The sequence below is a fragment of the Legionella taurinensis genome, from assembly GCF_900452865.1.
In the GTDB taxonomy this organism is placed as follows: Bacteria; Pseudomonadota; Gammaproteobacteria; order Legionellales; family Legionellaceae; genus Legionella_C; species Legionella_C taurinensis.
This window is the reverse complement of the sequence record NZ_UGOZ01000001.1, coordinates 1895919-1908320: the sequence shown is the minus strand read 5'-3', so window position 1 is coordinate 1908320 and position 12402 is coordinate 1895919. Positions and strand designations below refer to the sequence as shown.

The window sequence follows — 12402 nt, the reverse complement described above, 5'->3', positions numbered from 1 at the left end:
CTTACTTTAATAATAGCTGTTGGTTGAACATTCTGGCTACTAATGGCTTTTAAAGGCTATAATTACATCAATTGTTGATAGAGGTAGGCTATGACACACACTGTCGTTAAAGAGAAAGACGTTAACCTCGAAGAATATCCTTTCAGCAGTGAGGCAGACGAAAAGGAAAGGATTAAAGAAGACATCTCACTGACCATTGGGGATTTACATGGTAATTCGTTAAAGCTTTTTTGGATTTTAGTAAAGCAAAACGCATTAAAACTTAACCCCATCGATGGCCGTACCCCCAAGCAATTGTACGAACGGTTTGTAGCGATCTACAAAACGCCAGCCGATCAATTGACGAAAGCGGATTTGGAGGAATTTAACCGTATTCTCGATGGCGCCTCATTGAACCGGCTTGCAATGCTTCGTCTCATTGGCGATGAGTTGGCCGATAGAGGTCAAAATGACTATTTCACGTTAAAAATCTTAAAACGCCTGGGCGATGCCGGCGTCAGAACCGAAATTCTGCTCTCTAACCACAGCGCTGAGTTTTTAGATAACCACCATCGTGGCTCATTGAAAAAGCCAGAGGATTTGCTGGGTGATGAGAACGCCAGGTCGATGCATAATTTAGGGACATTGCTTGAGAGGGGGCTTGTTGATTCTGAGGAAATCACAAGCATCGTCAAGGACCATTATTTACCGGCATTAAAAGCAATAAGCTACAGCATTGATAATACCGTGCAGCCGCCTCGATTAACCCTGTATACGCATGCGCCGGTCGGAATAGAGACAATCCGAAGTTTAGCTGATTTGTATGGTATACCCTATGACGACAGTTCCATCGACCGCCTGTGCCGAACCATTGATCAGATTAATGAAAGAGTCCACCAGGACCTGTCTGAACATTCAGTTCACGACCATCATCGAGGCTTTTTAGAGGAATGGACTATGGGGCTTGGCAGTATTGCCATTCCCCATGATTTGCCTTTATTGCGCTTGATGTGGAACCGTGGCGATGTGGATAAACAGATGGCAGAAAAGCCGGGAGAGCAACAGTCGCTCTACGGTATCGAGCTTCCAATGCAGCAGAATGGCTACCAATTGGCCTTAGTGCATGGTCATGATGGCCCCAGTAAAAAAATTTTCTCCGACGACAAGGAGGTAACCGATGAAACCTCTTACCTGCCCAATATGTACAATACCGACAATGATCTGGGAAAACGGGAGTTGACAGGCGATTTTCACCTGGTGGCTTCGAAGGATACCCCCGCGCCATTGGCATTACGGCAAGTCCCCGTGCAAATGCACGCTGTATTGTATCGGCTCGATGAAGGCTTAAGAACACCCCCGGTTTTTACCGCCAGGGAATGGCATCAACGGTTTATCGACGCGCAACTGGCTGAGTTTGCCCGAATTGACAACAATCAGGGGATGTCCTCTGCTATCGCCCGCTCAAAAGAATCGTTAATTAATTTCATGAGCATTTATCAAGTGCCTTATAAAAAAGGTGAAGATATAGTGGATTTCTCCATGAGGGTCGCCGAATCAAACCGGGGATATGCCAGCCGGATTGAGACGTTTAAAAGCCAGTCGATTCAAGAAGATAAAACCATCGCTTCTGATAACCTGGCGAGAGCGGCGCTTAAGGACATTAAACAATTCATCGAAACATCGGATTGGCAGGTGGGGAAATGGGGCAGCCGCACCAAAATCGAAGTGAATGGGAAGATGAAACCTATTCCTGGCCACCTCTACGAAATTTATAAAAAGTGTAGTGAGGCTGAAAACGGGGGGAATCCCACGCAACTCATGCAGTCGATTCATGGCATTGCTGAGAAAGCCCTGCAACCTAAATTCAAACTTTTCGAAAGTTACCGTGAAAGGTATCAATCGACGATGGAGGTCTATAAGGTGATTGAAAGGGACACGCGAAACCTGTTAAAACCTTAGTCGCTCAGGCGTGTCAAAAGCGCAGTGGTCAACCTCTGGTCATTATTTTCCTGCTTTACAGATTACTCTTGTTCGATTCGCCTTTCATCGCTAATATGAAAGCTTCGCTATCGTCATCCTGCTGCAGCATCCATATCAGGTATAGGGAAATACTGGCACCATGTTAAAGATTCTTTTACTCGCTGTCTGCTTGTTTCTAAGTGCCTGCATGGTGGGGCCGGATTACAAGGAGCCTGCAAAAAATGTAGCCCCTTACTGGCTGCAGAAAAACCCAGCTGTGAAAGTGGCGCCAATCAATAATGCAGATTGGTGGAAGGTGTTTCACGATCCAACCCTGACGCACTTAATTCACTGCGGTTACCACAATAATCTTTCATTACAGATAGCCGGCGTGCGTGTGCTTCAGGCCCGTGCCAAACTGGCGCAATCAGTTGGGGAACTTTACCCGCAACAACAGGTGTTGAATGGCAGCTATACCCATGTGCGTACCGGGGGAGGGGAGTTGCAGGGGATTTTGCCTGACAAGTTCGATACGGCCTCTGTCGGCCTTTCTGCCAGTTGGGAAATTGATTTTTGGGGCAAATACCGCCGCGCCATTCGCGCCAATGATGCCGCCTTCCTGGCGTCACTGGCAGCTTATGACAATGCCCTGGTTTCGTTAACCGCCGACATTGCCAATGCTTACATTTCGATCCGTACCCTGCAGCAGCAGATTAAGACGACTCAATTCAATATCCACCTGCAGAAGGTAAGCCTTGATATTGCCACGTCACGCTATCGCGGGGGGCAAACCAGTTTACTGGATGTCCAACAGGCAGAAACTGAATTGGCTGAAACCCAGTCATCCCTGCCGGATCTGGTCTCCCAGCTGCAACGGCAAAAAGATGCGCTGGCAGTTCTATTAGGTTTGGTTCCTACGCAAGTCGATGACTTGCTTAAAAAAGGCAGCGGCATCCCGCGTGCCAACGCGTCGGTGGCAATTGGCATTCCCAAAGAAGCGTTGGCGCGCCGCCCTGACATTTACCAGGCAAGGATGGAGGCGGTAGCCCAATCCGAATCCATTGGTGCGGTTAAGGCCAACCTTTATCCGGCGCTGACCTTAAGCGGTTCCTTTTCTTATTCGGCGAACAGCATTGGTCAAGCCTCTATCAGCAACCTGTTTGATCCAGCCAATCGTTCGGTGATTGCCGGTCCTTCGGTGGTCTGGCCGTTATTAAATTATGGACAGATTACCAATGCGGTGCGCGAGCAGGATGCCGTGTTTCAGCAAAGTTTGTTGAATTACCTGAATTTGGTGCTTAAGGCGCAGCAGGAAGTGCAGGACAATATCACCCAGTACATTGAGGCACGAAAAACCACGGCCTTGCTGGGTTCTGCGAATACGTCGGCCACGAAAACCACGCGTCTTGCTCTCATCCGTTATCGCGAGGGAGAAGCAAATTACACCGCTGTACTGAATGCGGAGCAGCAACAATTGCGTATACAGAAATCATTGATCAATGCGGAAGGCGAGATTGCCAAATCGCTGGTCGCGCTTTATCGCGCCTTAGGCGGCGGTTGGCAAATCCGAAGGGGCAATGATATCGTTCCAGAAGCGATAAAACAGGAAATGGCTGCACGAACCAATTGGGGCAGTTTGCTCAAACAACCAAACCATGAGCGCCCAACCACGACCGAGCAGCAAATTAAACAGCTTTACCTACCAAACTGGTGATGGGTTATGATGACAGCCGAGAATAAATCATTGATTTTAAAAATTGCAGCGGGTGGGATAGTCCTTTTATTGCTTTACTGGTTTATTCATCACTATTCTCAAAGTACACCGCCCGCGCCGCCTGCACCGGCCGTGATCGTAAGCCATCCCACCCGCATGGAAATGACTGATTACATCACGCAGACAGGAAATACCATTGCTTACAATTCTGTCAATTTAGTCGCCCGGGTGGAAGGCTACCTGGACGCGATTCAATTCGTTGATGGTTCCTTTGTTAAAAAAGGCCAGGAGCTGTTTATCATCGAGCCTGAACCTTATCTGCAAAAACTGCATGAAGCAGAAGATACCCTGGCTGCTCAAAAAGCCGCTTATGCCTATGATCAGGCAGAATACGCGCGCCAGCAACAGATGTACAAAGAGAATGCGACGTCGTTAAAAAACGTGGAAAAATGGTCTGCCAAGCGCGACGAATCCAAGGCTGAAGTGGCCAAGGCAGAAGCCAACGTTAAAATTGCACAGATTAATTACAGCTATACCCATGTTCAGGCCCCTTTCGATGGGCGCATTGGGCGGCATCTGGTGGATGTCGGCAATCTCGTGGGTCATGGGCAGGCAACCGAATTGGCCACTATTGAACAGATTAATCCCATCTATGTTTATTTCAATTTAAATGAACTGGATTTAATTAAATTGCGGGAAGCGGCACGGGCGCGGGGGTTTAAACCCAATGAACTGCATAAAATTCCGGTGTACGTCGGCATGCAGAATGAAAGTGATTTCCCCCATCAGGGCAAGCTGGATTTCGTTAACACCGGGTTGAACGCATCCACTGGAAGCATGGAGTTCCGTGCGCTGCTCGACAACAAGGATTACCCCCTTTTGCCCGGGCTTTTTGTTCAGGTCCGCATTCCTATCAGCAAACCCTCACCACGGCTCGCTATTCCCGATACCGCCATTCAATACGACCAGATCGGCGCTTATGTCTTGACGGTGGATAAAACCGATACCGTGGTATTAAAACGGGTGAGCACAGGAACGCTTGATCAAGGCATGAGAGCGATTAACAAAGGTCTCGATATTGACGACAGGGTGGTGGTGAACGGCATTCAGAATGCCGTGCCCTCGCACAAGGTTACTCCAAAAAAAGAAAGTGAATAAAGCCAATTGGATAGGGATGCCATTGAATGAAATTGATGCACGTTGAGAAGAGCGAGAAATGATTTCCAAATTTTTCATTGAAAGGCCGGTTCTGGCCAATGTGATTGCTTTACTCCTGGTTTTCATTGGCCTAATCGCAATCCTGGTTTTACCGGTATCGCAATACCCGGCCATTGTACCCCCCACCATCCAGGTGACGACCACTTACCCGGGTGCGGATGCCAAAACCCTGATTAACACCGTGGCCTTACCCATTGAGCAACAGGTCAATGGGGTGGAAAACATGCTTTACATGCAGTCCACCAGTTCCAATAATGGGGCTTACACGCTGATTGTTACCTTTGCCATTGGCACGGATCTGAATTTTGCCCAGGTTCTGGTGCAAAACCGTGTACAGGCGGCCATGGCGCAATTGCCCATGGATGTGCAGAAGCAGGGGGTCGTGGTTCAGCAAAAATCAACGGCCATTCTGCAGTTCATCACCTTAACCTCGGAGAATGGCGAATACGATGGAGTATTTCTTAACAGTTATGCCGCCATCAACATGCAGGATGAACTGGCGCGTCTCCCCGGGGTGGGGAATGTTCTGGTGTTCGGGTCCGGCAGCTATGCCATGCGGGTATGGCTTGATCCGAAAAAAATGCTCGCCTATTCGTTAAACCCCAGCGATGTCTTAAATGCTATCAGTTACCAGAATAAAGACGTGTCAGCGGGCCAGATTGCCTCCCCGCCGGTCTTGGGGTCGCATTCGTATCAACTCACCGTGAACGTGCCGGGTCAACTGGCTGATCCCGACGAATTTGGTAATATTATTATCAAAACCGTCGATACCCAACCGGATGAAAATGCCAATGCCAGCAGTTCAGCCCAGGTGGTACGCATTAAGGACGTTGGGCGGGTGGAACTTGGGTCTTCAAGTTACAGCCAGTTGGCTAATTTAAACGGCAAGCCGACAGCAGCCATTGGCATATTCCAGTTACCGGGTGCCAATGCGCTGCAAGTGGCGGACGAGGTGAAAAAAACCGTTGCCAAAATGGCGAAAAAATTTCCTCCGGGCCTTACGTATTCGATTCCTTTTGATACCACCGTGTTTGTGAAAGCCTCCATTTCAGAGGTCTATAAAACCCTGTATGAAGCCGGTATTCTGGTCTTGCTGGTTATTGTTGTCTTTCTGCAGAATTTCCGCGCCTCGCTCGTCCCGGCCACGACGGTACCGGTGACGATTATCGGGACCTTTTTCGCCTTGATGCTGCTGGGTTATACCATTAATTTACTCACCTTGTTTGCGCTGGTACTCGCCATTGGTATTGTTGTGGATGATGCGATTGTGATCGTGGAGGGCGTCACTCAGCATATTGAAAAAGGGTTATCACCCAAAGAAGCTTCCATTCAGGCCATGAAAGAATTGTTTGGACCTATCCTTGGCATTACGCTGGTGTTGATGGCTGTGTTTGTACCCGCGGGGTTTATGCCGGGTTTGACTGGGGCGATGTATGCGCAATTTGCTCTGGTTATCGCAGCAACGGCCTTAATCAGCGCCATCAATGCCATGACCTTAAAGCCCACGCAATGCGCCTTGTGGCTTAAACCCATCGATAAAAACAAACCCAAAAATGTCTTTTTCAGGACTTTTGATAATCTCTATAACCCGATTGAAGCGCGTTATATTCAATTTATGGATAAATTGGTACACCACAGCGGCGCAGTCTGCCTGCTCGGCGCCGCGCTGGTGGCCCTGGCTATTTTTGGTTTAACCCGAATCCCAACGGGGTTTATCCCCATTGAAGATCAGGGGTATCTGATTTTAAGCGTGCAATTGCCTGATGCAGCCACTCTGGGGCGCACAGACAAAGTCATGAGCGAGTTGACTAAAAAGGTTTCGCAAATTGACGGCATTGATAACGTCATTGCCATTGATGGCATTTCCCTGCTTGATAACAATGCCAGCCTGGCGAACGCGGGCGTGTTGTACATCATGTTTAAAGACTGGAGCGTGCGCGGAAAGTCTGAAAATCTGCTGGCCCTTTACACTAAAATCAATGACATTGCTAAAAACACGCTGGATGCCAGGATCCTGACCGTCGTTCCCCCGCCCATTCAGGGTCTGGGTTTATCGGGCGGCTTCCAGATGCAGGTGGAATTACAGGACGGTACGTTTGACTATCAAAAATTGCAGCGCGTGACGGACGGCTTAATCAGTGAGGGGAACCGTGAGCCGGATCTGCAAAACCTGATGACGTCCTTCCGCGCCAGTGTGCCGCAGGTTGCTGCACCCATTGACCGTACCAAAGCCGAGAGTCTGGGTGTTCGCATCGGCGATGCATTTAATACCCTGCAAACCTATCTTGGATCCTCCTATGTCAATTTGTTTACCAAATTTGGTCAGGTCTTTCCGGTTTATGTGCAGGCGGATGCGTCTTCGCGCGGGCAGGTGGACGATTTACGCAATTATTATGTCAAAAACCAGCAGGGCTCCATGGTTTCGTTAGGTACCCTGACTGACATCAAGCCGGATGTCGGTCCGGCAATCATATCGCTTTACAATCTGTATCCGTCAGGTAACGTCAACGGAATGGCTGCCAAAGGCTACAGTTCCGGGGAAGGGATTGAAACCATGGAAGAATTGGCTAAAAAGCTGCCCCCTGGTTTTTCCTATGAATGGACGAGTACTGCCTATCAGGAAAAGGTCGCTGGTAACATGAGTTATTATATTTTTGCCATGTCCCTAGTGCTGGTATACCTGATTCTGGCGGGACAATATGAAAACTGGTTGATTCCCTCCGCCATTCTTTTCAGTGTACCCCTCACCTTGATCGGGACCGTACTGGCTCTGTCACTGCTGGGACTGGACAACAACATGTACACTCAGATTGGCTTATTATTGCTGATTGCGTTGGCGACAAAAAACGCCATTCTGATTGTGGAGGTGGCGCATGAGCAACACCACATTCATAAAAAATCAGTGATGGAAGCGGCCGTTATCGGGGCGAAAACCCGATTCCGACCCATCCTGATGACTTCTTTTGCCTTCATTATGGGGGTCATGCCCCTGGTTTTTGCGACCGGTGCAGGCGCCAATGCCAGACGCTCGATTGGCGTGGCGGTTTGCAGCGGCATGCTGGCTTCAACCTGCCTGGCAGTTGTGTTTGTCCCTGTTTTTTACGTGTTGCTACAAACCTGGCAGGATAAGCGAAAGGCGAAAAAAGAAGCAGCCGTCTTGTCTTAATGGATAAGACTGCTGGCGGACTTTCTGCACGGTTTGGAGAACGTCGTTTGCTTCGTTCACTGGTGTTTTGGAGGGTGATTGTCAGGGTAAAGAGACGGCCAGGGTTACCTGAGATAACCCTGGCCATTCATCAATACGCTCCGCCATTAGTACCCGTTCCGGTGGTGGTGTCAGTGCCTGTGCCTGTTCCGGTGGTGGTGTCAGTACCTGTGCCGGTTCCGGTGGTGGTGTCGGTGCCTGTTCCGGTGGGGGTGTCGGTGCCTGTGCCGGTTCCGGTGGTGGTGTCAGCGCCTGTGCCGGTTCCGGTAGTGGTGTCGGTGCCTGTTCCGGTGGTGGTGTCAGTGCCTGTGCCGGTTCCGGTGGTGGTGTCAGTGCCTGTGCCGGTTCCGGTGGTGGTGTCAGTGCCTGTCCCTGTTCCGGTGGTGGTGTCGGTGCCTGTCCCTGTTCCGGTGGTGGTGTCGGTGCCTGTCCCTGTTCCGGTGGTGGTGTCAGTGCCTGTGCCGGTTCCGGTGGTGGTGTCAGTGCCTGTGCCGGTTCCGGTGGTGGTGTCAGTGCCTGTGCCGGTTCCGGTGGTGGTGTCAGTGCCTGTGCCGGTTCCGGTGGTGGTGTCAGTGCCTGTGCCGGTTCCGGTGGTGGTGTCAGTGCCTGTGCCGGTTCCGGTGGTGGTGTCGGTGCCTGTGCCGGTTCCGGTGGTGGTGTCGGTGCCTGTTCCGGTTCCGGTAGTGGTGTCGGTGCCTGTGCCGGTTCCGGTAGTGGTGTCAGTGCCTGTGCCGGTTCCGGTAGTGGTGTCAGTGCCGGTGTTCATTGTCCCCGTGCCCGTCGTGGAGGTGCCGGTTGACGACGTCCCTGCGCCAGACGTATCCGCGTAAGTGGTGGTTAGTGCTGCGGCAGTGAATAAAGTCAGTGCAATCCGTTTCATGGTTAAGTCCTTCTCATTAAGTCTGTTCTTAATGATTGTCGTGCTGATAAGCTCTTTTGGCACAAAAAAATCATAAAAACAGGTTTGGGTTTAGAAATAATTACGGCAATTGTCTGGAGTAAAACAATTTAAAACTCTACTGTTAAGAATAGCTCAAATAATCGGACAATTAGATTATTTATGAGTCTGAATTGCGTTTTTCTCCGAGAGGCATTGTTTTTTATAATCAGTCCGCATAAAAAGCACCCCAGGCAGTAGTAAAAACAGTTCAGATGAATGTATTATTTCTAAGCTTTGAATTGACAGGATGCCAAAATGAAAATTTCATTCATTAAAAATTGCTTAACCAATTATGATAAAAACAAGGGGTATCTGCGGGTACTGAAAGATGAAACCCACATCAGTCAGTTAAGAGTCTTTTATAATGAACTGGGCGGCGACAAAGCAGGCGATCGTGATCTTAATCCCCACGAATTACTCAAACTCGTGACCATAGCACTCGGCAAAAAAAATTGGAATGATTCCCAAAGTGCCGATGTGTTTACTGAAATTTTCAAACAGTTCGGCGGCAAAGAAGCTTATCAGTATCTGGTTGATAAAAATGGCTTAACGGCAGAAAACGTTGCATTTTTGGAAAATACTGTCTCCGTTCACAGCAGGAACAGCCAGGAGATTGGAGGGCTTGCGATCCTGTTGGATTATTCATCACAAAGTGTCCCCCCGTTGCCTTTAAGTGTTTTGTCGGAGGAGTCTCTTCTTTTTGATTTAGTCAGCATGTACAACAAGACGGGTTGTTTGAGTCGTCTGAAAAAGGAGGGACTATTAAGCAAGAACGCGCTCTTGTTGATTGCTAAATGCAAGGACGTGGAAGTTGCTGAGCAGTTGATTCGCTTAATGAATGCCCAAAACAGCTTCAACGACGCAAACCTTTTGTCATTATCAAAAAATCCTGAGGCCCTTGAGCCCATTTTTCAAATTCTAACCAGTCTTGGTCATAAAGACGTATTCCCGCCGACCTTTTGCGAGGTGACAACATTATTCAGTTTCAACGCGGTAACTGCGACCAATCTCAAGCATTACCTGCAGGGTATTGAGCAACAATGCATAAAAAGTAAAACAACTGCGGCCCCTGAAATTGGCAAAAAACTGATGGCCCATGCCGAAACGCTGGCAAACCAAAATCCGGGGGTGATGGAGAAAACACTGAGTGTATTCAAGCAGCGGGAATGGATAATAGCCGACTACCTCGATTACCTGTTGGCAATAAAAGATGCCAACCTGTACTATACCGTGCTCAACATGGCTAAATTATCGGTTGAAGCTGTCTATTTACCCCTGATTCTGGAGGCGGTGAAGACAGAGAGCACGCATCATCGAACGATAGTCAGTGGTGTTGTCCATCTTAAAGAGAAAAATGCCCTGACTGAAGAGCATCTGATTTTTATTTTAAGCTCCTGCCCGCATGCTCATACCCTGGCGGTTGCACTGACCCAGTGGCCGCATTTAAAAGATAAAAACATCCCTGTGACTCCTGGTGAGTTATTAAAGCATCCTTCTTTTGCTGAAAAAATCGTTTGCGCGTTGATTGAGTTAAGTAACACAGCGGTCTTCACTGAGCAACTCTGCAGGCTGGTGATGAGTAAACCGGAGAGTGCTGAAGCGGCACAGCCTATTTTTCAGTTATTAAAAAGAAGTGGGTTGTGTACTGAAAAAATGGTGAGTTTCCTTTATCAAAACAATCTGATGAACCCTCATCTTCATAAAGCACTTGTCGCATTGGATGCAGCGAATATCCTGACCGACACGAACATCATTAAACTCAGTATGAAGGCCACTTATCTAAAAACCATTGCCAGTGCCTGCGCCACCTTAAATAATGCCAACGCGTCAGTGAAAGAGTTAAATTCTCACAAGTCGTGTACCCGGTTAAATCAGGACATTTTTGATGCCCTAATCGCGAAACCGCTCGACGCCTTGAAACTGGCGGAGTCCTCAGGCGGGTTGCTTTCCCGTGCGCATAGTCCCATCAAAGACGAGGGCGCCTGCGAGTTTGTCAAAATCCGGGGAGCGGCGCGCAGTCTTGCCTTATTACAGCGCAGTGGTTTACTGTTCGGGCCTTACCTGGAGCCTCATGCCAAGGATCAAAAAAAGCCGTTTACCCTTGAAGAAAGGCAGGCATTGGAGAAAAAATCCGTCTTTCATATTGCCTCGTTTCTTGGCAACAGCCGCCTTCTTGAAAAAGCAGTCGAGGATCATGTGGCAAAAGAAGGTGTTGAAGGCGTTTTTAATGGCAAAACAGGGTAACCGCTCGATGAAGGACCTGCATTGAAAGGGAGTGGGTGGTTCCAAACAGGTTAGACAGTGGGGTAATCCCTCTCCCATCGGGAGAGGGCCGTGTGACCCGGTTGGGTCGACATAGACTGTTTCTAGGGAAACGCAGCCAGGGCCTTTTGCAGGCAGGGATCCTGTTCGGCAAAGGCGCTGATGACGATGCGGGTTGCGGCGGCGATCACGTCATTGTTGGGGGTTGCATCCACTTTCGGTTGGGTAAAATACACCGCCAGCGTCACCGGTTGACAATGGGGCGGCCAAATGACGCCAATGTCATTGGAGGTGCCATAGTCGCCGGTTCCTGTTTTATCACCGACTACCCACCCCTCGGGCAATCCGGCGCGAATGCGGGCGCCGCCCGTGGTATTGTTGCGAAGCCATGTGATCAACAGTTGACGTTCGGGTGCGGCCAGTGTGTCGGTGGTGAGCTTCTGCAAACTGAGCGCCATGGCTTTGGGTGTGGTGGTGTCCCTTGGGTCGCCCGGAATGGCGGTGTTTAAGTCCGGCTCAAAGCGATCCAGCCTGAATTGCTTATCGCCAATTGATCGGGCAAACGCCGTCACCGCCCCGGGGCCTCCGATTTTTTTTAAGATAAGGTTAAGGGCTGCATTGTCACTCTGCGTGATCGTGGCTTCACACAGCTCAGCCAGTGTCATGCCATCAGCCAGGTGTTTCTCCGTCTCCGGCGAATGCACCACCAGATCCTGTTTGCTGTAATGAATTTTTTCCTGAAGCAGGGTCTTGTTCCTCATGTTTTGGCTTAAAAGAGCGGCCACGCTCATGGCCTTGCTGGTACTGCACAGAGGGAACGCTTGTCGGGCATGGTATTGAATCGTCATGCCATTGGCCTGATTGATGGCGGCAATGCCCAGGCGCCCCCCGGCAGAGGCTTCCAGTGCGGCCAGTTTTTGTTGCAGGGAAAGCAATTCATCCCTGGCATGGGCAGTTAAGGTCAATGAGGCTATTGCGAAAAAAAATACACTAAATCGTTTAAAAGACATAAAAAACTCGTTACTTTTATTAATACAACGGGGTGGGTTTGACGCGCAATGGCAGGGTGAATGCGTCAGGACGTCAAGATCTGCTATGCTAATGGGAAAGCCAGGGTATTGGAAT

General features: G+C 49.4%; 7 protein-coding genes. 5 read left to right on the top strand and 2 right to left on the bottom strand.

Features of this window, described 5'->3' with window-relative positions; all coding sequences use genetic code 11:
• Positions 1-90: 90 nt before the first annotated feature.
• The 4 genes from DYE45_RS08835 to DYE45_RS08820 all read left to right on the top strand — a co-directional run bounded on the left by DYE45_RS08835 (position 91) and on the right by DYE45_RS08820 (position 8036).
• On the top strand, positions 91-1938 hold the full coding sequence (locus DYE45_RS08835; protein WP_108292651.1) for a hypothetical protein: 1848 nt from the start codon (positions 91-93) through the stop codon (positions 1936-1938).
• A gap of 160 nt (positions 1939-2098) precedes the next feature.
• Positions 2099-3652: an efflux transporter outer membrane subunit gene (locus DYE45_RS08830; protein WP_108292649.1), complete on the top strand. Its 1554-nt coding sequence runs from the start codon at positions 2099-2101 to the stop codon at positions 3650-3652.
• Between the two features lie 9 nt (positions 3653-3661).
• Positions 3662-4810 (top strand): efflux RND transporter periplasmic adaptor subunit, encoded by a 1149-nt coding sequence (locus DYE45_RS08825; RefSeq protein ID WP_108292647.1) that lies wholly within the window; start codon positions 3662-3664, stop codon positions 4808-4810.
• Between the two features lie 58 nt (positions 4811-4868).
• The gene (locus DYE45_RS08820) at positions 4869-8036 is read left to right on the top strand and encodes an efflux RND transporter permease subunit (protein WP_108292645.1); all 3168 of its coding nucleotides are present in this window, start codon (positions 4869-4871) and stop codon (positions 8034-8036) included.
• Positions 8037-8166: 130 nt separating this feature from the next.
• Here DYE45_RS08820 and DYE45_RS08815 read toward each other — a convergent pair whose 3' ends face one another.
• A complete protein-coding gene (locus tag DYE45_RS08815; RefSeq protein WP_178033765.1) occupies positions 8167-8955 on the bottom strand; it encodes a hypothetical protein in 789 nt (262 codons plus the stop codon).
• A 315-nt stretch (positions 8956-9270) separates the two neighbouring features.
• Here DYE45_RS08815 and DYE45_RS08810 point away from each other — a divergent pair, with 315 nt between their 5' ends.
• Positions 9271-11259 carry a hypothetical protein gene (locus DYE45_RS08810; protein ID WP_115300782.1) on the top strand — a complete coding sequence of 663 codons (1989 nt, stop codon included), beginning with the start codon at positions 9271-9273 and terminating at the stop codon, positions 11257-11259.
• Positions 11260-11381: 122 nt separating this feature from the next.
• Here the strand turns inward: DYE45_RS08810 and bla are convergent, their stop codons facing one another.
• Entirely contained in the window at positions 11382-12287 is a 906-nt protein-coding gene (bla, locus tag DYE45_RS08805) for a class A beta-lactamase (RefSeq protein ID WP_115300781.1), read from the bottom strand.
• Between the last annotated feature and the right edge of the window lie 115 nt (positions 12288-12402).

What these genes read in the sequence shown, in the direction of transcription:
- DYE45_RS08835 (WP_108292651.1), top strand. Translation starts at nt 91, where the DNA reads ATGACACACACTGTCGTTAAAGAGAAAGACGTTAACCTCGAAGAATAT.
- DYE45_RS08820 (WP_108292645.1), top strand. Translation starts at nt 4,869, where the DNA reads ATGATTTCCAAATTTTTCATTGAAAGGCCGGTTCTGGCCAATGTGATT.
- DYE45_RS08815 (WP_178033765.1), bottom strand. Translation starts at nt 8,955, where the DNA reads ATGAAACGGATTGCACTGACTTTATTCACTGCCGCAGCACTAACCACC.
- bla (WP_115300781.1), bottom strand. Translation starts at nt 12,287, where the DNA reads ATGTCTTTTAAACGATTTAGTGTATTTTTTTTCGCAATAGCCTCATTG.
- DYE45_RS08825 (WP_108292647.1), top strand. Translation starts at nt 3,662, where the DNA reads ATGACAGCCGAGAATAAATCATTGATTTTAAAAATTGCAGCGGGTGGG.
- DYE45_RS08810 (WP_115300782.1), top strand. Translation starts at nt 9,271, where the DNA reads ATGAAAATTTCATTCATTAAAAATTGCTTAACCAATTATGATAAAAAC.
- DYE45_RS08830 (WP_108292649.1), top strand. Translation starts at nt 2,099, where the DNA reads ATGTTAAAGATTCTTTTACTCGCTGTCTGCTTGTTTCTAAGTGCCTGC.